22 protein-coding genes and 1 pseudogene are annotated in these 24,984 nt (G+C 72.5%); 12 read left to right on the top strand and 11 right to left on the bottom strand.

Annotated features, from left to right (window positions below):
- Position 1 precedes the first annotated feature (1 nt).
- Together ACFWBD_RS25300 and ACFWBD_RS25295 are read right to left on the bottom strand one after the other, a co-directional pair.
- Positions 2–745: a C4-type zinc ribbon domain-containing protein gene (locus ACFWBD_RS25300; protein WP_351754388.1), complete on the bottom strand. Its 744-nt coding sequence runs from the start codon at positions 743–745 to the stop codon at positions 2–4.
- Positions 742–1,617 (bottom strand): Nif3-like dinuclear metal center hexameric protein, encoded by an 876-nt coding sequence (locus ACFWBD_RS25295; protein WP_385670909.1) that lies wholly within the window; start codon positions 1,615–1,617, stop codon positions 742–744. The genes ACFWBD_RS25300 and ACFWBD_RS25295 overlap by 4 nt, the downstream gene beginning before the upstream one ends.
- A gap of 682 nt (positions 1,618–2,299) precedes the next feature.
- Between ACFWBD_RS25295 and ACFWBD_RS25290 the strand changes: the two genes are divergently transcribed.
- Entirely contained in the window at positions 2,300–3,541 is a 1,242-nt protein-coding gene (locus ACFWBD_RS25290) for a hypothetical protein (RefSeq protein ID WP_385671039.1), read from the top strand.
- A gap of 97 nt (positions 3,542–3,638) precedes the next feature.
- Positions 3,639–3,833, top strand: coding sequence for a hypothetical protein (locus tag ACFWBD_RS25285; protein ID WP_385670906.1), 195 nt, complete (start codon positions 3,639–3,641; stop codon positions 3,831–3,833).
- 124 nt (positions 3,834–3,957) lie between these two features.
- On the opposite strand, the gene ACFWBD_RS25280 is transcribed toward ACFWBD_RS25285, so the two are convergent.
- The 3 genes from ACFWBD_RS25280 to ACFWBD_RS25270 all read right to left on the bottom strand — a co-directional run bounded on the left by ACFWBD_RS25280 (position 3,958) and on the right by ACFWBD_RS25270 (position 7,044).
- Complete coding sequence (locus tag ACFWBD_RS25280) at positions 3,958–4,905, bottom strand: 3-oxoacyl-ACP reductase (RefSeq protein ID WP_385670903.1); 948 nt, start codon at positions 4,903–4,905, stop codon at positions 3,958–3,960.
- Positions 4,906–4,920: 15 nt separating this feature from the next.
- A complete protein-coding gene (locus ACFWBD_RS25275; protein ID WP_385670901.1) occupies positions 4,921–5,997 on the bottom strand; it encodes a Zn-dependent alcohol dehydrogenase in 1,077 nt (358 codons plus the stop codon).
- Between the two features lie 189 nt (positions 5,998–6,186).
- Positions 6,187–7,044, bottom strand: a complete 858-nt coding sequence (locus tag ACFWBD_RS25270; protein WP_385670898.1) for a MaoC/PaaZ C-terminal domain-containing protein — start codon at positions 7,042–7,044, stop codon at positions 6,187–6,189.
- A gap of 342 nt (positions 7,045–7,386) precedes the next feature.
- On the opposite strand from ACFWBD_RS25270, the gene ACFWBD_RS25265 reads away from it, so the two are divergent.
- The 3 genes from ACFWBD_RS25265 to ACFWBD_RS25255 are packed head-to-tail and all read left to right on the top strand — an operon-like array spanning position 7,387 to position 11,145.
- Positions 7,387–8,946 (top strand): sensor histidine kinase, encoded by a 1,560-nt coding sequence (locus ACFWBD_RS25265; RefSeq protein WP_385670895.1) that lies wholly within the window; start codon positions 7,387–7,389, stop codon positions 8,944–8,946.
- Between the two features lie 29 nt (positions 8,947–8,975).
- Entirely contained in the window at positions 8,976–9,608 is a 633-nt protein-coding gene (locus ACFWBD_RS25260; RefSeq protein WP_385671036.1) for a response regulator, read from the top strand.
- Between the two features lie 31 nt (positions 9,609–9,639).
- Entirely contained in the window at positions 9,640–11,145 is a 1,506-nt protein-coding gene (locus ACFWBD_RS25255; protein WP_385670892.1) for a hypothetical protein, read from the top strand.
- A 65-nt stretch (positions 11,146–11,210) separates the two neighbouring features.
- On the opposite strand, the gene ACFWBD_RS25250 is transcribed toward ACFWBD_RS25255, so the two are convergent.
- From ACFWBD_RS25250 to ACFWBD_RS25240, 3 genes are all read right to left on the bottom strand, one after another.
- Positions 11,211–11,945 (bottom strand): class I SAM-dependent methyltransferase, encoded by a 735-nt coding sequence (locus tag ACFWBD_RS25250; protein WP_385670889.1) that lies wholly within the window; start codon positions 11,943–11,945, stop codon positions 11,211–11,213.
- Positions 11,946–12,218: 273 nt separating this feature from the next.
- Positions 12,219–13,961 (bottom strand): MFS transporter, encoded by a 1,743-nt coding sequence (locus ACFWBD_RS25245; protein WP_385670886.1) that lies wholly within the window; start codon positions 13,959–13,961, stop codon positions 12,219–12,221.
- A gap of 181 nt (positions 13,962–14,142) precedes the next feature.
- Entirely contained in the window at positions 14,143–14,808 is a 666-nt protein-coding gene (locus tag ACFWBD_RS25240; RefSeq protein WP_385670883.1) for a TetR/AcrR family transcriptional regulator, read from the bottom strand.
- Positions 14,809–14,999: 191 nt separating this feature from the next.
- On the opposite strand from ACFWBD_RS25240, the gene ACFWBD_RS25235 reads away from it, so the two are divergent.
- From ACFWBD_RS25235 to ACFWBD_RS25210, 6 genes and pseudogenes are all read left to right on the top strand, one after another.
- The gene (locus ACFWBD_RS25235) at positions 15,000–15,848 is read left to right on the top strand and encodes an NAD(P)H-binding protein (RefSeq protein ID WP_385670880.1); all 849 of its coding nucleotides are present in this window, start codon (positions 15,000–15,002) and stop codon (positions 15,846–15,848) included.
- A 187-nt stretch (positions 15,849–16,035) separates the two neighbouring features.
- A pseudogene (locus ACFWBD_RS25230) lies at positions 16,036–16,952 on the top strand (MFS transporter); the annotation flags it as partial.
- A 298-nt stretch (positions 16,953–17,250) separates the two neighbouring features.
- Entirely contained in the window at positions 17,251–18,255 is a 1,005-nt protein-coding gene (locus ACFWBD_RS25225) for an N-acetylmuramoyl-L-alanine amidase (protein ID WP_385670877.1), read from the top strand.
- Between the two features lie 177 nt (positions 18,256–18,432).
- Positions 18,433–19,239: a hypothetical protein gene (locus ACFWBD_RS25220; protein ID WP_385670874.1), complete on the top strand. Its 807-nt coding sequence runs from the start codon at positions 18,433–18,435 to the stop codon at positions 19,237–19,239.
- A 135-nt stretch (positions 19,240–19,374) separates the two neighbouring features.
- The gene (locus ACFWBD_RS25215) at positions 19,375–20,385 is read left to right on the top strand and encodes an LLM class F420-dependent oxidoreductase (protein WP_385670871.1); all 1,011 of its coding nucleotides are present in this window, start codon (positions 19,375–19,377) and stop codon (positions 20,383–20,385) included.
- A 64-nt stretch (positions 20,386–20,449) separates the two neighbouring features.
- Complete coding sequence (locus ACFWBD_RS25210; protein ID WP_385670868.1) at positions 20,450–20,740, top strand: hypothetical protein; 291 nt, start codon at positions 20,450–20,452, stop codon at positions 20,738–20,740.
- Between the two features lie 43 nt (positions 20,741–20,783).
- Here the strand turns inward: ACFWBD_RS25210 and ACFWBD_RS25205 are convergent, their stop codons facing one another.
- Genes ACFWBD_RS25205 through ACFWBD_RS25195 form a run of 3 tightly spaced genes read right to left on the bottom strand, consistent with a single transcriptional unit; the run spans position 20,784 to position 24,132 of the window.
- The gene (locus ACFWBD_RS25205; protein ID WP_385670865.1) at positions 20,784–21,863 is read right to left on the bottom strand and encodes a prenyltransferase/squalene oxidase repeat-containing protein; all 1,080 of its coding nucleotides are present in this window, start codon (positions 21,861–21,863) and stop codon (positions 20,784–20,786) included.
- Entirely contained in the window at positions 21,860–22,693 is an 834-nt protein-coding gene (locus ACFWBD_RS25200) for a methyltransferase domain-containing protein (RefSeq protein ID WP_385670862.1), read from the bottom strand. The genes ACFWBD_RS25205 and ACFWBD_RS25200 overlap by 4 nt, the downstream gene beginning before the upstream one ends.
- Positions 22,687–24,132: a glycosyltransferase family 4 protein gene (locus ACFWBD_RS25195; protein ID WP_385670859.1), complete on the bottom strand. Its 1,446-nt coding sequence runs from the start codon at positions 24,130–24,132 to the stop codon at positions 22,687–22,689. The genes ACFWBD_RS25200 and ACFWBD_RS25195 overlap by 7 nt, the downstream gene beginning before the upstream one ends.
- 210 nt (positions 24,133–24,342) lie before the next feature.
- On the opposite strand from ACFWBD_RS25195, the gene ACFWBD_RS25190 reads away from it, so the two are divergent.
- The gene (locus ACFWBD_RS25190) at positions 24,343–24,963 is read left to right on the top strand and encodes a TetR family transcriptional regulator (RefSeq protein ID WP_385670856.1); all 621 of its coding nucleotides are present in this window, start codon (positions 24,343–24,345) and stop codon (positions 24,961–24,963) included.
- Positions 24,964–24,984 lie beyond the last annotated feature (21 nt).

Below are 24,984 nucleotides of genomic sequence, written 5' to 3'. Positions count from 1 at the left end.
ACTACAGGCCGGACTCGGACGTACGCACGAGGATGCGACGGCAGTTCTCGCACCGTACGACCGTGTCGGACGGGGCCTTGCGGATCTCGGCCAGCTCGGTGATGGCGAGCTCCTGGCGGCAGCCCTGGCAGGTCCGCTGGTAGAGCCTGGCCGCGCCGACGCCACCCTGCTGCTCGCGCAGCTTCTCGTACAGCTTGAGCAGATCGGCGGGCACGGTGGCCGCGATGACCTCGCGCTCCTTGGTGACGGTGGCGGACTCGCCGTCGAACTCCTCCAGGGCCGCGTCCCGGCGCGCGACGGCGTCGTCGATCTTCCCCTGGACGGAGCCGACCCGCTCGGTCAGCTCGGCGGCCCGCTCCTGCGCGCTCTCACGGCGCTCCATGACCTCCAGGACGATGTCCTCGAGGTCACCCTGGCGCTTGGCGAGGGAGACGATCTCCTTCTGGAGGTTCTCCAGGTCCTTGGAGGAGGTGACGGCCCCGGAGTCGAGCCGCTGCTGGTCGCGGGCGGCGCGCTGACGGACCTGGTCGACGTCCTGCTCGGCCTTGGTCTGCTCGCGGGCGGTGTCGCTCTCCTCGGTCTGCGCCGCGACGAGGAGGTCGCGCAGCTGCGTGAGGTCCTTGTTCAGCGACTCGATCTCGGCGTACTCGGGCAGGGACCTCCGCTTGTGCGCGAGCTGCTGAAGACGGGCGTCGAGGGCCTGGACGTCGAGGAGTCGGATCTGGTCGGCGGGCGCGGCGTTCAGTTGGGGGCTCCCATTGAGCTAGAGGTGGCGTTGGACGCCGCGTGGGCCGTCCAGGGGTCGGTGACCGTACGGGAGACATGGACCCGCAGGCCCCACCCCCGCCGGTCGGAGATCTCGTCGAGCTGGGTGGCGGCCAGCTCGCACCAGGGCCATTCGGTGGCCCAGTGCGCCGCGTCGAGCAGCGCGAGAGGTGAGTGGGCGCCGTGGGCGCGGTCCGCGATGAACTCCGACACCGGGTGGTGGCGCAGGTCCGCGGTGAGGAAGGCGTCGACGCCGGACGCGCGGACGTGGTCGAACAGGCTGTCCCCGGAGCCGCCGCTGACGGCGACGGTCCGTACGAGCGCCTCCGGGTCCCCCGCCGCCCGGATGCCCTGCGCGGTGGCGGGCAGCCGCTCGGCGACGCGGGCGGCGAACTCGCGGACGGTGAGCGGGTGGTCGAGCTCGCAGACGCGCCCGAGGCCACGACGCCCCTCGGGGTCGCTCGGATCCGGCACGAGAGGACGCACGACCCGCAGGTCGAGAGCACCGGCGAGGGCGTCGCTCACCCCGGGATCGGCGGTGTCGGCGTTGGTGTGCGCGACGTGCAGGGCGATGTCGTTCTTGATGAGGGTGTGCACGGCGCGGCCCTTGAAGGTGGAGGCCGCGACGGTCGTCGTCCCGCGCAGATACAGCGGATGATGGGTGACGAGCAGACCGGCGCCGAGCCGCACGGCTTCCTCGACGATCTCCTGGACGGGATCGACGGCGAACAGAACCCGGGAGACCTCCTGCTCGGGGTCGCCCACGACCGTGCCGACCGCGTCCCAGGACTCGGCCCGCTCGGCGGGCCACAGGTTCTCCAGCGCGGCGATGACTTCAGACAGACGGGGCACGGGGAAAGGCTACCTGGCCGTCTCACCGGCCCGTACCCGTGCCGCCGATGCCGCCGCGGCCACGGCGGTCGCCGGCCGGGAGTGAGCGGGAGGCCGATGCACACGCCACCCACCACCCTCAGGCGAATCGCTTCTGCACCACACTTATGAGGGAAGAAGACCGCCCGGCGGTCCCACGTCCGTGCGTACGAAAACTAGCTTCGTCGCCGGAGGTGACCGAACGATGACGATGCCGGCCTGTGCGATCGAGCCCACCGCCGCGAACGGGGACGACCCCGAGGACGGCGCCGCCGAGCCCACGCCGTACGCGGAGCAGTACGCGGAGCAGCACGCGAGCGGCGCGATCACGGCCGATCACGTGGTCGCGGCCTATCGCGTGGTCGCGGCTGACCACATGATCGCGGCGGATCCCGTGATCCCCGAGGACCGTGGGAGTACGGAGGACCTTGGGAGTACGGAGGACCCTGGCATCCCTGAGGTCCGTGGGAGCACAGAGGTCCGTGGGAGCACAGAGGTCCGTGGCATCACGGGAGACTCCCGGGCCACGACGGACCACGCGATCACAGCGAGGCACGGGATCACGACGGACTACGCGATCACCGACTACCCCGGGTTCACGGGAAGCCGAGAAGCCGTTACGGACCCCGCGATCACGGTCGGCCATGAGAGCGAGACCGCCCTCATGGTCACGGGGGGCCGTGGGAGCAACACTGACCACGCGACCGCAGCCACCCACGAGACCGAGGCCAACCGCGTGATCACGATCGGACGTGGCAGCGAGGTGGACCGCGTGACCTCGGCCGGCCGCGCCGGGGAGGCCGACTGCGTGATCACGGCCGGGGGCGCCTACGCCGCGCGGCTCGCGCGAGCCGGTGACTCCTGGTTTCCCGAGCGCTGGACCCTGGACGGCCCCGAGCCGTACGCCGTGCCGCTGCCCGGCAACCAACCGGAGGAACCCGGCACGGAGGTGCAGCCGATGGCCGACGGCCGGGTTCTGATCCGGCGGCCGATCGAGGGACGGCACGCCTTCTCGCTGCTGTATCCGACCGGCCCCGGCACGGGCGAGCTGCCGCTGGGCGCCGTCGAGTGCCCGGACGAGGGCACCCGGCTGCACCTGCTCCCACCGGCTCCCTGCGGCGAACGCGCGTACGCCCTCGCCGTCGGCCGCCGCACGACGACCGTGTGGCTGGTCGCGGGCGGCACCTTCGGCCCCGAGTACCTCGCCGAGATCCCCGGCCGCTGCTCCGGCGGCGTCTGGCTGGACCGTACGGGCCGCATGCTCGCGCTGGACCGTGAGGTCGGCGGCCGCACCAAGACCATCGTCGTGGACCTGGAGCGCGGCGGCGAGGTGTCGCCCCTGCTGCAGATCACCGCCGACAGCGACGACCGCCTGCTGCTCGCCGACCCCGACAGCGGCCTGCTGCTCATCCGCTCGGACGCGCCCTCGCCGGGCGAGGCCCGCCTGGGCTGGGGAGTCCTCGGCAGCATGCTGCCGGTCCGCTTCCCGGAGTCCCTGCACCCGCCGGACCTCGCTCTCACCCCCTTCGCGAGCCAGCCGGGCCAGGCGCTGGTCCCCGAGGCCTGCGCGGTGGCGCTCCGCATCGACGGCCCCTTCGGCACCTGGGTGGGCGTATGGCGTCCGGCCGATCGTCGACTGCATCAACTCCGGGCACCTGACGGGTGGTTGGCGGGCAGTGGGCTGTGGACACCGGACGGCGTTCTCCATCTGCCGTACGCCACGGAGGCGGTGCCGTGCGGGGTGGCACCGCTGACGGCACCGGTCATCGCACCGCCTTCGTCGGCACCGCCGCCGTCGCCGTCCGAGGAGGCCTCGGCACTCGCGGAGCCGCCGAGGCCGGCGCCCACCACCCCCCGTCCGGTCCCCCTTCAGCAAGCCCCGCTCGGCCGACTTGTAACGAAGTAGCAGCGGTTGGCGTGGCCGCCTGGATCAGCCCCTCGGTGGGCCGGATAAAATCGCCCGGCTGTAAAGAAAGATCATGTTGACGGGGTGAATTCTTCCGATGAACGACGCAAGTACCAGGCAGCCGCTGTCCGCCGACTCCCAGGAGACGGCCGGACACGGCCGGCACCGGGGCCCGGTCTCGTCCCAGGACGGTGACTCGGCCCCACACGGCCGGCACCGCAAGCCGGCCGAGAACAGGGCCGACAGCTGGGTCGACAACTGGGCCGACAGCAGGGCCGAGGCAACTGTCTGACGGTACGCCGTACACCGAAGGGGCTCCGGTCGTCGATGGACGACCGGAGCCCCTTCGCATGCACGTCTGCCCTTGCCCTGCTCCTGCCCCGCCGCTCCCCCTCCTCCTGCCCCTACTCCTGCCCCTACTCCTGCCCTCGCCGTAGCCCCAGCACCTCCGCCGCGGCGAAGGTCTCTCCCCGGGGCCGGTCCGCGAAGTGCGCGCCGAGGACGGCGTCCAACTCCGCGTAGCCGAACACGTCCTCCTTGCTGTCGAACTTCGCCCGCACCCGCGGCCGTTCGACGACGGCGACCATGCCGCCGTGCGCGACGAGCAGCTGTCCGTTGATCCGGGCGGCGGCCGGCGAGGCCAGGTAGCCGACCAGTGGGGCCACATGCTCGGGCGCGAGCGGGTCGAGGCCGCCCTCGTCCGGCTGCGCGAACCCGGCGAAGACGTCCTCCGTCATCCGGGTGCGGGCGCGTGGGCAGATGGCGTTGGCCGTCACCCCGTACTTGGCGAGCGCGAGCGCCGTGGACGTCGTCAGCCCGACGACTCCCCCTTTGGCCGCCGCGTAGTTGGGCTGTCCGGCCGATCCCGCCAGGAACGCCTCCGAGGAGGTGTTCACGATCCGCCCGTACACCGGGCCGCCCGCCGCCTTGGAGCGGTCGCGCCAGTGGGCGGCGGCGAAGCGGGTCGTGTTGAAGTGTCCCTTGAGGTGGACCCGGACGACCGCGTCCCACTCGTCCTCGGCCATCGAGAAGACCATGCGGTCGCGCAGGATGCCCGCGTTGTTGACCAGCACGTCCAGCTTGCCGAACTCGCTGATCGTCAACTCGACCAGTTCACGGGCCTGTTGGAAGTCCGCGACGTCCCCGGTGTGGGCGAGCGCGGTGCCGCCGGCCGACCGGATCTCCCGCGCCACCTCCTCGGCGGGGCCGACCGACGCCTCGCCCGACCCGTCCCGGCCGGGCTGACCGTAGTCGTTGACGACGACGGCCGCGCCCAGCCTCGCCAGCTCCAGCGCCTCGGCCCGGCCGAGCCCGCGCCCGGCGCCGGTGACGATCGCGGCCAGTCCCTCAAGTGGCAGTTCCATCCGGACGGCCGCCCCTCAGATCTCTATGCACGTACGGAGCGCCGCCCCGGTGCGCATCTGGTCCAGCGCCTCGTTGATCTCGGTAAGCGCCACGCGATGGGTGATCAGGCCGGACAGGTCGATCCGGCCGGCCCGCCACAGGGCGATCGTGCGCTCGTAGGAGCGCAGGACGTCCCCGCCGCCGTACATCGAGGGCAGGATCCGCTTCTCGTCGAAGAACAGCTCGAACATGTTGAGCTGGAGGAAGTCGTCCAGGGCGCCCGCGCCGACGACGACGAGGGTCCCGCCGCGCCGGGTGTTGTCGTACGCGGTGCGGGCGGTGGCGGAGCGGCCGACGACCTCGAAGACGTAGTCGAACCCCTCGCCGCCGGTGACCAGTTGCTTCGCGCCGGGCAGCTCGTCCGGTGATACGGCCTTCGTGGCGCCGAACGCGAGGGCGGCCTCCCGGCGCGAGGCGACCGGGTCGACGGCGACTATCTCGGCGGCGCCCTTGAGCCGCGCGCCCTGGATCGCGGAGATGCCGACGCCTCCGCAGCCGATGACGGCGACCGACGAACCGGCTTCCAAGTCCGCCGTGTTGAGGGCGGCGCCCAGGCCCGTGGTCACTCCGCAGCCGATGAGCGCGGCGATGTCGAAGGGGACGTCGTCGGGGATCGGGACCGCGCAGCCCGCGTCGACCACGACCTCCTCGGCGAAGGTCCCGGTGCCGGCGAAGCCGAAGACGTCTCCGCCCGGGCGGCGGAAGTTGGGGGTGCCCGCGTTCATGAACCCGGCCAGGCACAGTTCGGTCTGGCCGCGCTTGCACGCGGGACACGCCCCGCAGGCCGGCAGCCAGCAGACGACGACGCGGTCACCGGGCTTCACCCGGGTGACGCCCTCCCCCACCTCCAGGACCTCGCCCGCTCCCTCGTGACCGGGCACGAAGGGCGCGGGCTGCGGGAGCACCCCGCCCATCGCGGACAGGTCCGAGTGGCACAGGCCCGTGGCCCGTACCCGGATCCTGACCCGTCCGGGGCCGAAGCCCACCGCCTCGACGTCGTCGAGGACCTCCAGCTTGTCCTGGCCGATCTCGTGCAGTACGGCTGCGCGCATGGTGCGGCTCCCCTCGGGTCCCCTCGGATGCTGGGCGGTTCTGGAGGTGAATTCAGCTGCGGTGGATTCAGGTGCGGTGAACACAGGTGCGGTGAATCAGTTGCGTTGAACTCAGCCGCTGCTGGAGGTGGTGCGGGTGGTAGGTGGTGCGGGTGGCAGGCGGTGGTTCAGGCGGGTGCTTCCGGTGGTTCAGGAGTGTTCGACGAGTGTGTCGGCGAGGACGGGTGCGTCGGCCCGTTGTACGGCGCTCACCGCCACCCGGACGGTGCCTTCCGCGCGCCACATGCGGATGCGCAGGGTCTCTCCCGGGAACACCACCCCGGCGAACCGCGTGGCGTAGACGCGCACCCGGCTCACGTCGCCGTCGAGCAGTGTGTCGACGACCGCCTTGAGCGTGATGCCGTAGGTGCACAGGCCGTGCAGGATGGGCCGGTCGTACCCGGCGAGTTTCGCGAACTCCGGGTCGGCGTGCAGCGGGTTGTAGTCGCCGGAGAGCCTGTAGAGCAGGGCCTGGTCCTCGCGGACGGTCCGCTCGACCACCTTGTCGGGCTCACCGGCGGGCGGCTCGAGCCGGGCGGAGGGGCCCCGGTCGCCGCCCCAGCCGCCTTCTCCCTTGACGAAGATCTGGGCGTCGTTGGTCCACAGCGGCCCGTCCTCGTCGGCGACCTCGGTGCGCATGACGAGGACGGCGGCCTTGCCCTTGTCGTAGACGGCGGCGATGCGTCCGGTGGCGGTCGCCCGGCCCGCCACCGGGAGAGGACGGTGGATCTCCAGGCGCTGGCCGCCGTGCAGGACGCGGGCGAGGTCGACGTCGACGCCGGGCATGGACAGTCCGCTGATCACGCCGGGCGAGCCGGAGCCCGCGACGGTGGCGAAGCTCGGCAGGACGTGGAGCCGGGACTCCAGCGTGTAGCGCAGTTCGTCGGGGTCGGTGGCCGGGACGCCCGCGCCGATGCCGAGGTGGTACAGCTGGACGTCCCGGCGATCCCAGGTGATCTCGCCGGTCCGGGGTTCGGCGGCGAGCGCCTTGGCTGCGTCGATGGGCATGGAGCTCCTGATCGCTCGGATCGATCGGGTCGATCGCATCGTTCAGAGACCTCGGCACGGCCGTCCGCACCGATCGGCCGCACCGAGGCCGTCACGCGGCCGCGGAACCCGCTCGACCCAAACGGATCTAGAACGCGTTCCAGTGCGGCGACCCCCTGTATAGCCCAGGCCCCGGAAGTTGTGAAGACACCTGACGGCATGTCAGAAACGGTTGCCGATGACATTTGTACTGCCCGACTGCGTACATCCGGCACTGCCGCGAGCGGGCCCGGAACCGTAGCGTCGAAGACAGGCACACCGCCGAGCGCGGATGGTGGACACGCAGAACCGGGGGACGGACATATGACCAGGTCGTTCGAGGACCGACGCCACGCAGCGGCCTGCCGCCGGGACGCCTGGCGCTCGACGTTCGGCGCGGCACGGGAGCACCTGCGGCACCGGGGCGCGGACAAGGAGCGCTTCAAGGCCGAGCACCGCGACGCCCGCCGGGCCGGGCAGGTTCCCGAGGACCCGGGTCCGCCGGCCAACGGCTTCTCCCTGTTGCCGTGGCTGCTGATGGGGATGGGCGCGTGCTCCAACCTCTTCCAGGGCGAGGCGAACCCGTGGATCGGCGGCCTGGGCCTGCTGACGTTCAACTCGCTCTACATCCACATCGCGTTCCGCGCCTTCGTGAAGGAGGCCCGCGAGGCGACCTCCACGCGGGTGGCGCTGGTGCTGCTGGGCCTCGTGACCTGCGGACTCGCCCTCGGCTACGGCGGCAGCTGGCTGCTCTTCCTGCCGCTGTTCGGCCTCGCGACGGGCGCGGTACTGCGCGGCTCCGAGCTACGGACCATCGGTACCGCCGTCGCCGTCCTGGCGGGCGCGGTCGCCTGCGTCCGCGACGGCTGGGGCGGCCTCACCATCGCCTACGCCACCTGGATATCGACGATGGTGACGGCCGCGATCCTCTCCCTCTCCGAAGCCGTACGGGAGCTGCGCGCCGCCCGTGAGGAACTCGCCCGCCGGGCGGTGGAGGAGGAGCGGCTGCGCTTCTCCCGCGATCTGCACGACCTGCTCGGCCACACTCTCTCGGTGATCGTGGTGAAGTCGGAGGCGGCCCGGCGGCTGGCGCCGCGCGACATGGACGCGGCCCTCTCCCAGGTCATCGACATCGAGGCGGTGGGCCGTCAGGCGCTGACCGAGATCCGCGAGGCGGTCACCGGCTACCGCGAGGGCAGCCTCGCCGGCGAGCTGGACCGGGCCCGCTCGGCGCTGACGGCGGCGGGCGTCGAACCGTCGGTGAGCCGGTCGGGACCGCCGCCTGATCCGAAGACCTCGGCCCTGCTGGGCTGGGTGGTGCGCGAGGCGGTCACCAACGTCGTCCGGCACAGCGACGCGAGCCACTGCGGGATCACGGTGTCGGGCACCCCGGAGCGGGTCCGACTGACGGTGACGGACGACGGCGGCAGCGGAGGCGAAGGCGAAGGCGGCAGCAACTGTGGCAGCAGCGGTGACTGTGGCCACAGCGGCGGCACCGCAGCGGGCGGCGACAGTCGCTGCGCGCCGGGCGGCGGCACCGGACTCACCGGCCTGCGCGAGCGCCTGGCGGCGGCGGGCGGCACCCTGACGGCGGGGCCGGGACCACACGGCGGCTTCACGGTAACGGCAGAACTGCCGGTGGAACTCCCGCTGTCGCGAGCGGGCACCGACTCCGGCACCGACTCCGGCGCTGGCTCCGGCACTGGCACCGTCGACAGGACCGACGCCAGGACCGCCACCGACGCCGACATCGGCACAGCCACCAGCACCGGCACAGCCACCAGCGCCGGCACCGGCACCGGCACCGAAGGCATACGGCCCCCCGCCGTGCGGCCCGCGGACACCGTGCCGTCCGTGGCCGGCGGCCCTAACCTGGGCCCGTGACCGAGATGCCGGGTTGGCCCGTGAACGAGATGCCCCGCGACCACCGCCCCACCAAGTCCATCAGAGTGCTGCTCGCCGAGGACCAGGGCATGATGCGCGGGGCGCTGGCCCTGCTGCTGGGCCTGGAGGCCGACATCGAGGTCGTCGCGCAGGTGGGCACCGGGGACGCGATCGTGGACGCGGCCCTTCTCCACCGGCCGGACGTCGCGCTCCTCGACATCGAGCTCCCCGGCATCAGCGGCCTGGACGCGGCCGCCGAGCTGCGCGACCAGGCGCCGGGCTGCCGGGTGCTGATCCTGACCACGTTCGGCCGGCCCGGCTATCTACGCCGGGCCATGGAGGCCGGGGCCTCGGGGTTCCTGGTCAAGGACGGCCCGGTGGAGGAGCTGGCGGCGGCGATCCGCCGGGTGCTGGCCGGCGAGACGGTCGTGGACCCGGCACTGGCCACGGCCGCGCTCAGTGCCGGCCCGAACCCGCTCACCGCCCGCGAGTGCGACGTCCTGAAGGCCTCCGTGGACGGCGCGACCGTCGCCGACATCGCCGACAAGCTGCACCTGTCGGAGTCCACGGTCCGCAACTACCTGTCCTCCGCGATCGGCAAGACGGGTACCCGCAACCGTATGGAGGCGATGCGGGAGGCTCGGCAGCAGGGCTGGCTGTAGAGGTCTGGACCGCCGCTGGCATAGTGCGCGCATGTCCTTACCGATACGGATCCTCAGGCGTCCGGCCGCGCCGGCGACGAGTATCGCGGCACTGTTCGCCACCGCGCTGCTCGCCATGGCACTGTTCGGCCCGGCGGTGGCACCTGCCGCCGCCGACGGCTCGAAGCAGGTCGTGATGCGGTTCGAGACCGCGGAGACCTACGTCATGTACAACGCCGACCAGGGGGCCGAGGCGTCGAACGACGGCTTCGTCGTCCCCGTCTTCGTCGAGTCGAGCAAGGGCGGCGAACCGGCACGCAACGTCCGGGTCGTGGTGGACGCGTCGGGTCTGGCGGGCGTCGCCCGGCTCGGTGACAAGGAGATGTGCAAGGCCGAGGGCCCGGTCTACACGTGCGAGTACGGCAACCTGCAGAACGGCGACGGCGAGAGCTACGCGCCCCTCTCCATCCTCGGGGTGGACGGCGTCGAGCCGGGCGACAGCGGGACGGTGACGTACACGGCGACCGCCGACAACGCGCCCACCATCACCGGCACCACCCGGATGACCGTCGGCGGTCCGACGCTGACCGCGCCCGGGCAGGAGAAGGGCGTGAGCGGGCTGGCGCCGGGGAAGTCCGCGAACGTGATCGCACGGCTGGCCAACAACACCCGCTTCCCCACGAAGCAGGGGGTCGCCCTCCAGGTCAACGTGTCGGAGGGGCTGACGCTGACCGCCCTGCACAGCAACTGCTACTACGCGGGGCCCGCGCCCACCTCCGCCTGGTGCACGTTCCCCACCAAGGCCGCGGCGGGCGCCGCCTACCGCGCCAGCGCTCCGCTGGTCTCCACGGTCACCGCACCCAAGACGCTGACCGGCGAAGTGACCTACACCTGGTCGTCGCCCCCGGCCCGCCCCGCCGGCCACACCGTGCGAGGCACCGGCGCCCCGCTCACCCTGGTCCGCACGGCGGCCCAGGACTTCGACGACAGTCACGGCAGGCTCGGGATCACCACCACCGTGCAGGTCGACTACCGCCCGGTCACCGCGACCGTCCGGGGCCGGGTCGGCGACACCGTGAAGGTGTTGCTCGGGCTGGAGGACCTCGGCCCCGGCCGGGTGTCGGGCGACGAGGAGCAGGGCCGTTTCGAGGTGGTCCCGCCGGAGGGCACCACGGTCACCTCGATCCCGTACGTCTTCGAGGGGGACGACGGGAAGTGGGCCTGCAAGCGACCGGACAAGCCCGGCGGGGCGTTCGTCTGCGAGATCGGCTACGACGGCTTCTACGATGCGCGGCACGAAGGGGGCACGACCGCGATCGGCTTCCACATCCGCATCGACCGGCAGGTCCCGGGCGCGAAGGGCACGATCCGCACGTACAACCCGTTCGACCGGACCCCGGCCAACGACATCGCCGTCATCCCGCTCGACGCCTCGCCCGCCCCGCCCTACCGCTTCTCCAGTCACCCCTGGGCGTGGACCGCGGGCGCCCTGGCCGTCGTACTCCTGCTCCTGGCAGCGGTGTACCGCAGTCGCCGCCGGCACGCGACCTCGTCGTGAACGCCGCCCTTTCGTGAGCGCGCCCCCCGCAGTCAGCGCGGCCCGCCCTGAACGCGCCCTCGCAGTCAGCGCGGCCCCGCTGAAGGCCCCCTCGCAGTCAGCGCGGCCCGCCCTGAACGCGCGCCCGCCCTGAACGCGTCCGCGTCCTGGCTAGATGCCCTCGCCGTCCGGCGCAGCACCCGCAGCGAGCCGGTGTCCGAGATCTCGGTGAAGGCCCCGGAGTCCAGGGCGCGCAGGTAGACGCGGTAGGGGGCCTGGCCGGTGAACTCGTCGACCGGGTCGGGGAACACGTCGTGGATGACGAGGAGACCGCCCTCGGCGACGTGCGGGGCCCACCCCTCGTAGTCGGAGGTGGCGTGCTCGTCGGTGTGGCCGCCGTCGACGAAGACGAGGCCGAGGGGCGAGTTCCAGAACGCGGCGATGCGCGGCGAACGCCCGACCAGCGCGACCACGTGCTCCTCCAGGCCCGCGCGGTGCAGGGTCCGGCGGAAGGCGGGCAGGGTGTCCATCAGGCCGACCTCGGGGTCGACGGTGTCCGGGTCGTGGTACTCCCAGCCCGGCTGCTGCTCCTCGCTGCCCCGGTGGTGGTCGAGCGTGAGCGCGCTGACCCCGGCCTGCCGGGCCGCGTCCGCGAGCAGGATCGTGGAGCGCCCGCAGTAGGTGCCGACCTCGAGCAGCGGCAGCCCGAGCGCACCCGCCTCGACGGCGGCCGCGTACAGCGCGAGTCCCTCGTCGACCGGCATGAACCCCTTCGCCGCCTCGAACGCGGCCAGGATCTCGGGCTTGGGTGCCGCGGGCATGGGGGTCCTCCGGTGGTACGTGCGTGTGGGTGCTCCGTGCGTATGGCCGCCCATGCTGCCGCACCCCCCGCCGCCGAGGCGACAGGGGGTGCGGTAACGACGGGCCGGAGTCGCGCGCGGTGCGCGCGGCCCGGCCCGGCGGGGTCAGGCGTCGACCGTCTCGCCCGGCAGGGCCAGGTCCAGGTCGACCGGACGCTCGTCGCCCGCGTGGGTCGCGGGTGCGGTAACGACGGGCCGGAGTCGCGCGCGGTGCGGCGGCCGGGCCCGGCGGGGTCAGGCGTCGACCGTCTCGCCCGGCAGGGCCAGGTCCAGGTCGACCGGACGCTCGTCGCCCGCGTGGGTCGCGGAGCTGGCCAGCGGGCCGTGGCCGGTGGCCTTGGCGGCGAGGACGTAGGCCCCCTGGGCGGGGACGGCGAGGGCGTAGCTGCCGTCCTCCTGGGACAGGGTGGCGCCGGCCTGGCGGCCTCGGCGGTCGATGAGCGTGACCTTGGCGCGGGCGACCGGGCCGCCTTCGGCGTCCAGGACCCGGCCGCGGAAGCCCCGCAGGACCTCCTCGGCATGCTTGAGGTTGGCGTCCTCCTCGCTGCTGGCGCGCAGCTGCGGCACGGCCGACGGGCGCTGCTGCCTGGGCAGGAAGAGGGCGAGGACCAGGCCGACCGCGACGGCGCCCGTGGCGATCAGGAAGGAGACGCGGAAGCCGTGCATGGTCGGTACGGCGACGCCGCCGACGTTGTTCGCGGTGTTGGCCAGCACCATGCCGATGACGGCGCTGGACACCGACGTGCCGATGGACCGCATCAGGGTGTTGAGGCCGTTGGCCGCGCCGGTCTCGGAGGCCGGGACCGCGCCGACGATCAGCGCGGGCAGGGAGGAGTACGCGAGGCCGATGCCGGCGCCGAGGACGACGGCGATGACGAGGCTCTGCCAGGCGGCGCTCATCAGGCCGAGGCCGGCGCCGTAGCCGATCGCGATGATCAGCATGCCGAGGATCAGGGTGAACTTGGGGCCGTACTTGGCGGACAGCCTGGCGTAGACGGGCGCGGTGAACATCATCGTCAGGCCGAGCGGCGCGACGAGCAGACCGGCGACGACCATCGACTGGCCGAGGCCGTAGCCGGTGGCCTTCGGCAGTTGGAGCAGCTGCGGCAGGACCAGGGAGACGACGTAGAACGAGACGCCGACCATGATCGAGGCGAGGTTGGTGAAGAGGACGGCGGGGCGGGCCGTGGTGCGCAGGTCGACGAGCGGGGCCTTCAGCCGCAGCTCCATCACGCCCCACAGGACGAGGACGACGGCCGCGGCGGCGAAGAGGCCGAGGGTGGTGCCGGAGGTCCAGCCCCAGTCGCTGCCCTTGGTGATCGGCAGCAGGAAGAGCACCAGCCCGGTGGAGAGGCCGATCGCGCCCGCGACGTCGAAGGTGCCCTCGGCGCGCGCCGGGGACTCGGGGACGACGAGGAGGGTGAGGGCGATGGCGAGGAGGCCGAGGGCGGCGGCGCCGTAGAACAGGGCGTGCCAGTCGGCGTGCTGGGCGATCAGGGCCGCGAGCGGCAGGGCGAGGCCGCCGCCGACGCCGATCGAGGAGCTCATCAGGGCCATCGCCGAGCCGAGCTTCTCGCGCGGCAGCATGTCCCGCATCAGGCCGATGCCGAGCGGGATCGCGCCCATCGCGAAGCCCTGGAGTGCGCGGCCGGCGATCATCGTGATCAGGTCGCTGGTGAGGGCGCTGACCAGCGCGCCGACGACCATCACCGCGAGGCTGGCTATCAGCATGCGCCGCTTGCCGTACAGGTCGCCGAGGCGGCCCATGATCGGGGTGGCCACGGCGCCCGACAGCAGCGTCGAGGTCAGGACCCAGGTGGCGTTGCTGGGCGCGGTGCCCAGCAACTGGGGCAGGTCCTTGATGACCGGGACGAGCAGGGTCTGCATCACCGCGACCACGATGCCCGCGAAGGCGAGCACCGGGACGACGGCTCCGCTCGCTTCGCGGGTGGGCCGGTCGGTGGTCGTGTGCGTCATGGGGTGGGGCCTCCGGGGCGGGTCGTTCGGGGATTACATGGGAGCTGAACCTGTATGCATGGGCAACTATTCCGATGCTTTGGCGTACTAACGATTTCTTTATCTTCTCTTGAAGAAAGCGGCCGCAGGGACGGCCTGGCCCCCGGCGGCGGTGAGTCAGTCGACGAGGTAGGCGGGCGCGTCAGCGGGCGGGAGTCTGGAGGATGCCGCTGAGCAGCACGTCCAGGCCCCAGGCGTCGCGGTCGCCGGGCGAGAACAGGGCCGGCCGCAGCGCGGTGATCATCGGGTAGCGCTCGGCGGGCAGGGCCGCGTAGTGGCGGTCGGCGTCCGCCACCACGGTGTCCTCCTTGCCGCCCTTGGTGATGTAGGCGCTCTGCTCGGCGGCGGCCGCGGCGCTGTGGAGATGGAGCAGGTCGAGGGCCCAGGCGGCGGTGATGTCGTCGAGGCCGGCCTGCTTGAGCAGCGCGAGCATGCGGTCGAGGACGAGCAGGGCGTTGGCGCCGGTGGGGATCGCGCCGAGGGCGACGGCGGCCAGCCCCTCGTGCCGGCTCATGGCCTCGACGCTCGCCGCGACCAGGGCGTGCAGCTGCTCCCGCCAGGTGCCCTCCGCGGTGAGCGGGACCCGGGCGAGCGCCTCGTCCAGCATCGCGGCCATCAGGTCGTCGCGGTTGGCGACATAGACGTAGAGCGAGGCCGGCCCGGTGTCGAGCTCCTTGGCGACGCGGCGCATGGTCAGCGCGTCCAGCCCGTCGCGGTCGAGGATGGCCAGCCCGGCACGCACGATCGCCTCGCGGCTGAGGGGGGCCTTGGCGGGGCGCGCGCGGCGGCTGATCGGCTCGGGGGTCACGGGGAGAGGGTAACCGGGAACGAACGCCGGTCGACACGAACGCCGGTCGACACGAACAAGAACCGTGACGAACAACGACCGTGACGAACAGCGTTTGACACGAACAGCGTTCGCTCCTACTGTCACGACCACGGCTAAACGAACAGCGTTCGCCACGAACGACGTTCGCAGCGTTCAACGAAGGAACCGCCATGATCCTGATCACCGGAGGCCGCGGCGCGGTCGCCACCCGCCTGCTCGCCCTCCTGCACGCCGACGGCATACCCGTGCGCGTCGGCTCCGCCGCTCGCGGCGACCTCACCCCGCCACCCGGCGTCGAGGCCGTCGCCCTCGACCTCACCGACCCCTCGACCTTCCCCGCCGCCCTGGCCGGCGTCACCTCCGTCTTCCTCTACGCGAACCCCGAGCACATCACCGAGTTCGTCGACCACGCCCACCGCGCCGGAGTCACCCATGTCGTGGTGCTGTCCAGCTCGAGCGTCCTGGGCGCGCTCGGATCAGAGCCGAAGGACGACCCTCTGGCCGGCTCCCATCTGGCCGTGGAGCGGGCGCTGCTCGCCTCCCCGATCCCCACCACCCTCCTGCGCCCGGGCTCCTTCGCCTCCAACGCCGCGTCCTGGGCCTGGTCCGTCAGGGCCGGACTGCCCGTCAGCCTGCCCTTCCCCGGCGCCCACACCGACCCCCTCCACGAGACGGACCTGGCCGAGGCCGCCCACGCCGTCCTCACCGACCCCCGGCACCGCGGCGGCCGGTTCACCCTCACCGGACCCGAGTCGCTGACGTTCGCCGAGCAGATCGACCGGCTGGCCGCCGTCACCGGGCGCGCCATCGCGGTCAAGCACGTCACCGCCGAGGAGTGGAAGAAGGAGACGGACGGGCACATCCCCGCCGTCTACGCCGACGCCCTCCTCGCGTGGTGGGCGTCCACGGACGGCAGGCCCGTCGCCCTCACCCGCACCGTCGAGGAGCTCACCGGCCACCCCGCCCGCCCCTTCACCGTCTGGGCCACCGACCACCTCGCCGACTTCACCGCCCGCTGAACCACCGGCGGCCCGGGACGACCCCGCACCCGCGCCCCAGGCCTAAATCCCGATGCAAGGGGCGCAACCGGATCGAGACCATGACGCCCATGCTGGAAACCGCCGACACCACCCGCGCCCGGAGATACCGCCGTCCCGCCGCTCCCGCCTGGCTGCTCGTGGCGCTCGCCTGCGCCGGACAGTTCCTCGTCGGGTCCTGTTGATCAACGTCCCGGTCGGTGTGGTGCTGCTGGCCGGCTCGCTGTGGTGGCTGTCCGAGAGCCGGGCCGGCGACGGCCGCCGCCCGGACCTGCCGGGCGCGCTGCTGGTCACGGCCGGCCTCGCCACGCCGGCGTACGGCATCTCGCGGACGGACGCCGAGGGCTGGACGGCGCCGGCCACGCTCGTCCCGTTGGCCGCCGGGCTCGCGTCGATCGGCCTGTTCCTCGCCGTCGAGGCCCGGACGGCGGACCCGTTGAGCCGCTCGGGCTGTTCCGGCTGCGGGCGGTGTCGGCGGCGAACGCGGCTGGGGGCACCCCCTCCGGGGGAGTTCGTGAGCGGCTCGGCCATGTTCTCCATGTGGTTCCTCATGACGCTGTACGCGCGGAACGTGCTGGGCTACACCCCGCTGGAGGCGGGCCTGGCGCTGATGCCGAGCCCGCTGGCCATCGTCGTCGCCTCGAAACTCGCCCCCCCCGTTTCATGCGCGCGGCCGGGGCCCGCACCGTGGCCACGCTGGGCACGCTGCTCGCGGCGGCCGGGTTCGCCCGGCAGTCGACGATGAGCACGGACGCCGGGTACGTCACCGGGATTTTGCTGCCGGGCGTCCTGATGATGCTGGGCGCGGGCGTGGCCTCGACCCCGCTCGCCTCGCCGGCCATCTCGGGCGCGGGGCCGGGCGAGGCGGGTCTGGTGTCCGGCCTGGTCAACACCTCCCGCACGATGGGCGGCGCGCTGGGCCTGGCGGTGCTGTCGACGATCGCCTCCTCGATCGCGGCGGGGCGCGGGACACCGGAGGCGCTGACGGAGGGGTACGCACTGGCCTTCCGCACCGGCACGGGCGTACTGCTGGCGGGCGCGGCCCTGATGCTCCGGTGGCTGCCCCGCCGGACCCCCACCCCCTGACGTCCGAACGGAACCTGCCGAACGGAACCTGCCGAACGGAACCTCGCCGAGCGGAACCTGGCCGAGCGCGCCGCCCGGAGCGGGACCCGCCGGACACAAGGACCGCCGAGGCACCAGGCCGGCGGGACCGCGCGACGCGACCCGAGGATGTCCTCACGACGAACAGGCGGCCTCGGCCACAACCCCGACGGCCCGTCGGACGAGACCGTGCGGGCCGGCCCAGCGGGACCACCGTCCGTCATCCGTCCGGCCGCCGTCCCCGTGAGACCTCGCCGGGGTGGCCGTTAGGGTGGCAGGCGTGTCGTACGCAGGCTCGAACCCCGGCCCCTCCGACCCCTCCGACCCCTTCGGCCCCTCGCGGCCGCGCCGCTCGCCGCTGCGCCGCCCGCTGACCGTGGCGCTCGCCGCGCTCGTGCCCGGGGCGCTGCTGGGCTGGCTGGCGTACGAGGCGCTGGGCGGGACCGGGAGCGGCGGGGCCAACGGACCGGGGGCGGGCTCGGGGGCGGCGCCGAGCGTCCTCAGCTCCCCCGCGAACGGCGCGGACAGTGCGGGCGGCACGGGCGGTGACGGGAAGACGGGCGCCGGTACGAGCACCGCGTCCGCGTCCGCCCCGGGCGGTGCCGGCGCGACCTCGCTCCAGGGCAAGGTCGTCGTCATCGACCCCGGCCACAACCCCACCAACTACCGGCACACCGCCGACATCAACCGCGAGGTGGACATCGGCACCAACCGCAAGGAGTGCGACACGACGGGCACGTCCACGAACTCCGGTTACAGCGAGGCGCAGTTCACGCTGGACGTGGCCCACCGGCTGCGCGCGCTGCTCCAGCGGCAGGGCGCCACGGTGCGGCTGACGCAGGACGCGGACCGGCCGTACGGCCCGTGCGTCGACGAGCGCGCCCGGATCGGGAACGCGGCGCACGCCGACGCGGTCGTCTCGATCCACGCCGACGGCGCCGGGGCGGGGCAGCGCGGCTTCCATGTGATCCTGCCGGGCGCGGTGCACGAGGGGGCCGCCGACACCCGCGGCATCGTCGCCCCGTCGAAGGACCTCGGGAAGCTGATCGCGGGCGACTTCACCCGGGCGACGGGCACTTCACCGTCCAACTACGTCGGCGACGGCACCGGTCTCGTCACGCGTGAGGACCTGGGCGGTCTCAATCTGTCAACGGTTCCCAAGGTGTTCATCGAGTGCGGCAACATGCGCGATACCAAGGACGCGGCGCTGCTGACCAGTGGCGCCTGGCGGCAGAAGGCGGCGCAGGGGATCTCTGAGGGAATCGTGAGTTTCCTGCACGGGTAGTGATCAGGGCACTCATCCCGGCGGACAGCGCGATCGAGGTGACGATAGTGTCGTCCCCACGATGAGGGGCCACCCCGCGCTTCACAAAGGGGCCTGACGGCGACATGGTGACAGCGACGCCTCTAGCGATATGTGTATGCGTGTACCGATGACGAGACGACTGACGAAGGACCTGAAGTGAATATCCGCTCCCTCACTCGAGGCGACGGCGTGGTGATCGGAGCAGCGGTATTGCTGTTCATCGCGTCGTTCCTGAACACGTTCGACGGCTCCGGCAGTGACGTCCCGAACGCCTGGGACAACCTCGGCCTCGTAATGAGCATGTATCTCGGCGGAATCATCGGTGCCGCCCTGATCGTCGTGGCCCGCGCGCTTCCGCAGCCGCGCAAGGTGGTCGGCCTCGACCTGGGTCAGTTCGGTGTCGCGCTGACGGTCTTCTCCGCGTGGACCGCGTTCTGGACGATCGTCGACCCGCTCGGCGCGTTCAGCGACTCCTTCGGCAGCACCGGGATCGACACGGGCTCCGGGCTGATCCTGGGCCTGATCGCCGCGCTGCTGCTGGCCGCCGGCGCGATCGCCACCCCGCTGGTGCCGGCCCTCCAGGCCGCCCTCGTCCCGGCGCCCAGGCCGGCCGCTCCGCAGCCCTACGGCGCGCAGCCGCCCGCCGGTTACGGCTACCCCGGCGCGCCGCAGCAGCCGTCGGCGTTCGGCGCCCCGCCGCAGCAGGGCCAGCCGGGTCAGCCGCCGTTCGGCGCCCAGCCGGGTCCGGCGCAGCCGTCGGGCGGGGACTTCTCCCCGTTCTGGTTCGCCGTGCCGGTGCCGCGTCCGCTGTACGCGGAGGACGGCGCGCCGACGCCGATCGCCGAACTGGCGCCGGGCACCTGGTACCTCGCGGTCGAGCAGGGCGCCCAGGGCCTGGTCGCCCAGACCCAGGACGGCCGCCGCGGTGTTCTGCGGGACGCCTCCGGCATCCAGCGCGGCTGAGTCCGCGCGACCGAGTCCGCGCACTGATCCTGCGCTCCGCACAGCGTCACGCACGGCCCCTCGCCCTTCCGGGCGGGGGGCCGTTGTCGTACAGTCGCAGCCTTCCTTTGTCTGACACACCGTCAGGAGGCGGACATGCGGCTCGGTCTGGCGCTCGGCTACTGGGGCCGCGGCCCCTCCCCCGACCACGTGGAGCTGGCGCGTGAGGCGGAACGGCTCGGCTACGACTCCGTGTGGACGGCGGAGTCCTGGGGCTCGGACGCCTTCACCCCCCTCACCTGGATCGCCGCCCGCACGACGACGATCGAACTGGGCACGGCGGTGGCGCAGATGGCGGCCCGCTCCCCCACCACGACCGCGATGCACGCCCTGACCCTGGACCATCTCTCCGGCGGCCGGATGACGCTCGGGCTCGGCCTGTCGGGCCCCCAGGTGGTGGAGGGCTGGTACGGCCGGCCGTTCCCCAAGTCCCCCCTGACCGCGACCCGGGAGTACGTGGACGTGGTGCGCCAGGTACTGCGCCGCGAGGCGCCGGTGGAACTGGACGGCCGCTTCCACTCCCACCCCTACCGCGGCCCGGACGCGACCGGCCTCGGCAGACCGCTCAGGTCCATCACCCACCCCCTGCGCCCCGAACTGCCGGTGCTGCTGGGCGCGGAGGGCCCGCGCAACGTCGCCCAGACGATCCGTATCGCCGACGGCTGGCTGCCCCTGTACTGGTCGCCGAACCGGCCGGACGCGTACGGCCCGGCGGTGGCGGAGCTGCCCGAGGGCTTCCGGGTCGCGCCCCTCGCCCAGGCGCGGATCTGTGACGACGTCACCGAGGGGCTGCTCCCCGTCAAGACCATGCTCGGCTTCTACATCGGCGGCATGGGCCACGCCACCCGCAACTTCCACGCCGACCTGATGGCCCGCATGGGGTACGAGGAGGAGGCCCGGCGCATCCGGGAACTCTTCCTGGCGGGGCGGCGCGAGGAGGCGGTGCTGGCCGTCCCGGACGCCTTCGCCGACGAGATCTCCCTGGTCGGCCCGCGCGAACGCGTCGCCGAGCGGCTGGAGTCCTGGCGCGAGGGGCCGGTGACGGACCTGCTGGTCCTCGCCCCGGACCGGACGACCCTTCGGACGCTGGCGGAACTCAACTCATAGCCACGGGCGCACGGAGAGCGAACACTCCACGTTTCAACCGGGATTCCGGGGCCAGACGGAAGTCATGTCTCGATATCGCAGTGGTTCCAACTCCGCCGGAACGGTCGTAGCGGTCGTCGCGGACGTCATGGCCGTCATCCTCGGGCTCTGGATCCTCATGTACCTGCTGGACGCCAACCGGGGCAACGACCTGGTCCAGTTCGTGCATCACGCGGCCGACTGGCTGGCCGGCTGGTCACGTGACCTGTTCACGTTCGACGAGGCCTGGGCACGCGTGGTGGCAGGGTACGGCCTGGCAGCGGTCGTCTACCTGTTCATCGGTCACGCCATCGCCAACCGGGTCCACCGCCACTGAGGCGGGTCCCGGGGCGGGTCCTGGGACCCGCCCCGGGAACGGGTCAGGCGCAGCAGTCCGCCTCGAGCCCGGACAGCCCGGACGGCAGCAGCTCCCCGCCGAACACGGCGCAGGTGGCCTCATGACCGCCGAGGGCCGCCACGGCGAGCAGCAGCGACCCGGCGGTCCAGGCGGTCAGCTCGCGGGGCCAGATCGCCTCGTCCTCGAACACGAACCCCGTCCAGTACAGGCCCGACTCCTCGTCGCGCAGATGCTGGATCGACTGAAGAATCTCCAGCGCCCGGTCGGACTCGCCCATCGCCCACAGGGCCAGGGCGAGTTCGGCCGACTCGCCCCCCGTCACCCACGGGTTGGGGACGACGCAGCGCACGCCCAGCCCCGGGACCACGAACCGCTCCCACTCGGCCTCGATCCGGGACTTGGCCTCCGTGCCGGTCAACGCACCGCCCAGCACCGGGTAGTACCAGTCCATCGAGTAGCGGTCCTTGTCGAGGAACCGCTCGGGATGCCGCCGTATGGCGTGCCTCAGCGCGCCCACCGCCAACTCCCAGTCGGGCTGCGGCTCTTCGCGCTGCTCGGCGATGGCCAGCGCGCAGCGCAGCGCCTGGTGGATGGAGGAGGAGCCGGTGAGCAGCGCGTCGGCGGTCGGGGTGCCGTCGTCGTCGCGGCGCCAGCCGATCTGCCCGCCGGGCTGCTGCAGCCGCAGCACGTACTCGATGGCCGCGTAGACGGCCGGCCACATGCGGTCCAGGAAGGTGTCGTCGCCGGTGGACAGGTAGTGGTGCCAGACGCCCACGGCGATGTAGGCGACGAAGTTCGTCTCGCGCCCTCGGTCGGTGACGTCGTCGAAGGCGCCGTCCGCGTACGCGGCGTACCAGGAACCGTCGTCGTTCTGGTGCCGGGCCAGCCAGCGGTACGCCCGCTCGGCGGCCTCGTGCTCGCCCGCCGCGTCCAGCGCCATCGCCGCCTCGGTGTGGTCCCACGGGTCGAGGTGGTGGCCCCGGAACCACGGGATGGCGCCGTCCTCACGCTGCGCGGCGAGGATGCCGGTGACGGTCACGGCGGCCTGCTCGGCGGTGAGGACCCCGGGCAGGACGAGGTGTTCTGTCCGGGACGTCGTCACTTGGCGTCCGCCCCGGTCTTCTCGGCCTGCTCGGTCTTCGCGGTCTGCTTCGTCTTCGCGGTCTTCGCCGTCTTCGGCGTCGTCGCGGTCTGGCCGGTCTGTTCGGAGAGCCGCGGCAGGTGCGGCTTGGTCGCGTACGCCACGAAGCTCTTGCCGATGAGCGGGTTCAGCGCCTGCTCGGCGACCCGGGTGGCGAGGGGCTTCTTCATGATGTCCCAGACCAGCAGCTTGTGGTACGCCCGCACCGGCAGCGCCTTGTCGTTGTCGACGCCGAACGCGCACTTCAGCCACCAGTACGGCGAGTGCAGCGCGTGGGCGTGGTGGGTGCCGTACGGCTTCAGGCCCGCCTCACGGATCCTCGTGAGCAGTTCGTCCGCCCGGTAGATGCGGATGTGGCCGCCCTCGACCTCGTGGTAGGCGTCGGAGAGGGTCCAGCAGACCTTCTCGGGGCCGTAGCGCGGGACGGTGATGGCGATCCGGCCGCCCGGCTTGAGCACGCGCACCATCTCCGCGAGGACGCCCTTGTCGTCCGGGATGTGCTCCATGACCTCGGAGATGATCACGACGTCGAAGGACTCGTCGGGGAAGGGCAGGGCGAGGGCGTCGCCCTCCATGGCGGTGGCGGTGGCGCCCTCGGGGGCCTCGCCGGCCTCCTTCATCGCCGCGAACCACTTGGCGACCTCGCGGATCTCCTCGGCGTTCTGGTCGAGGGCCACGACCTGCGCGCCGCGCCGGTAACACTCGAAAGCGTGCCGGCCGGCACCGCAGCCCAGGTCCAGGACTCGGTCGCCCGGGGCGAGCGGGAACCTGGAGAAGTCGACGGTCAGCACGTGGCCCTGCTTTCGCGATCGCGGTCGGATGCTTCGGATACGGCGTCGATGTCGGCCCCGGCGCCGACGGCCTCGACAGCTGCGGGGGCGGCGGGAGCCGCGGAAGGCGCGGAAGGCGCGGCGCCCCGTGGGCGACCGCCGTCGGCTATCGCCTCGCGGTACCGGGCCACGGTCCCCTCGGCGGCCCGCGCCCAGGTGAACCGCTCGAGCACCCGTTGCCGTCCGGCCGCGCCGAGCCGGGCCCGCAGCTCCGGATCGCCCAGCAGCCGTCCGAGACCCGTGGCCAGCGCACCGGAGTCGCCCGGCGGCACGGCCAGGCAGGTCTCGCCGTCACGCCCGGCGACCTCGGGGATCGCCCCGCCGGTCGTGGCGAGCAGCGGGGTGCCCGTGGCCATGGCCTCGGCGGCCGGCAGGGAGAAGCCCTCGTACAGCGACGGCACGCAGGCGACCTCCGCCGAGCGGACCAGGTCGACCAGTTCGGCGTCGGTGATGCCCTTGACGAATTCGACGGCGCCCTCGAGGCCGTACCGCTCGATCGCCTGGGCGACCGGCCCCTCCTGCGGGCGCTTGCCCACGACGACGAGATGGGCGTGCGGGTGCTCGGTGCGCACCTTGGCCAGTGCCTCGACGAGGAAGACCAGGCCCTTGAGCGGGACGTCCGCGCTGGACGTCGTCACGATCCGGCCCGGCACGACGGCCACGGCGGGGTTCGGCGAGAACAGGTCGGTGTCGGCGCCGATGTGGACGACGTGGATGCGGTCGTCGCGGACGCCGAGGTGGTCGATGATCTCCTGGCGGGAGGTGCCGGAGACGGTGAGCACGGACGGCAGCCGGCGCGCGACCCGCTTCTGCATCCGGGTGAACGCGTACCAGCGGCGCACGGAGTACCGACGCCGCCATCCCTCGGCGGCGTCCAGCTCCAACTGCCGGTCGACGGTGATGGGGTGGTGGATGGTGGTGACGAGGGGCGCGCCGACGTCTCCCAACAGCCCGTATCCCAGGGTCTGGTTGTCGTGCACGACGTCGAACTCGCCGCTGCGCGCGCGGAGGTGGCGGCGGGCCCGCAGCGAGAACGTCAGCGGCTCGGGAAAACCACCGGTCCACATCGTGCCGACCTCGAGGGCGTCGACCCAGTCGCGGTACTCGCCACGCTTCGGGGTGCGGAAGGGATCCGGCTGACGGTAGAGGTCGAGACTGGGCAGCTCGGTGAGGGAGAGACGGTCGTCGTGGCCGGGGTCCAGCACCGGATAGGGCTGGGAACCGATCACCTCGACGCGGTGCCCGAGACGGGCCAGCTCGCGCGAGAGGTGCCGTACGTAGACACCCTGGCCCCCGCAGAACGGGTTCCCCTTGTACGTGAGGAGCGCGATGCTGAGCGGTCGCCCGCCGTCGGCGGCGAGGTCGTGCCGGGGCCCTGCCTGACTGGCCTCAGCGGTCACTCCGGGCCCCCTTCTGCCTGCATTGTCCCGCGAGACTACGACGGGACGCTAATCTAGAACAAGTTTCAGACTTGATCGTTCGGGAGGCTCTGAATCTACCGGCAGGTAGGAGAGCTGTGAGCAGTGGATCAGGTGATTCACGCCACGGCCCACCACGCCGTCGCCGCTGTGTGCCCACTGAGCCTCACCGACTGTCACGGAACGGGACCCATGCCTGTGGAAGCCAGCACTCAGCGCCCTGCGCACTCCCCACTCACCGAGCGGCAGGAGGCGCGCCGTCGCCGCATCCTGCACGCGAGCGCGCAGTTGGCCAGCCGGGGCGGTTTCGACGCGGTGCAGATGCGGGAGGTCGCGGAGTCCTCGCAGGTCGCCCTGGGCACGCTCTACCGCTACTTCCCCTCCAAGGTGCACCTGCTGGTCGCCACGATGCAGGACCAGCTGGAGCACATGCACGGCACGCTGAGAAAGAAGCCCCCGACGGGCGAGCGGGCGGCGGACCGCGTCGCGGAGACCCTGATGCGCGCCTTCCGCGCCCTCCAGCGCGAGCCGCACCTGGCGGACGCGATGGTCCGCGCGCTGACCTTCGCCGACCGCAGCGTCTCGCCGGAGGTCGACCAGGTCTCCCGGCAGACGACGGCGATCATCCTCGACTCGATGGGCCTGACCGATCCCACCCCGGAGCAGCTCTCGGCGGTCCGCGTCATCGAGCACACCTGGCACTCGGCGCTCATCACCTGGCTGTCGGGGCGCGCGTCCATCGCCCAGGTGCGGATCGACATCGAGACGGTGTGCCGGCTGATCGACGTGACGGACCCCCGGCCACCCGAATAGAACGCACGCGCAGGACGCACG

The sequence above is a fragment of the Streptomyces sp. NPDC060002 genome (assembly GCF_042737245.1).
Lineage (GTDB): Bacteria > Actinomycetota > Actinomycetes > Streptomycetales > Streptomycetaceae > Streptomyces.
This window is presented reverse-complemented; position numbering and strand designations above follow the sequence as displayed.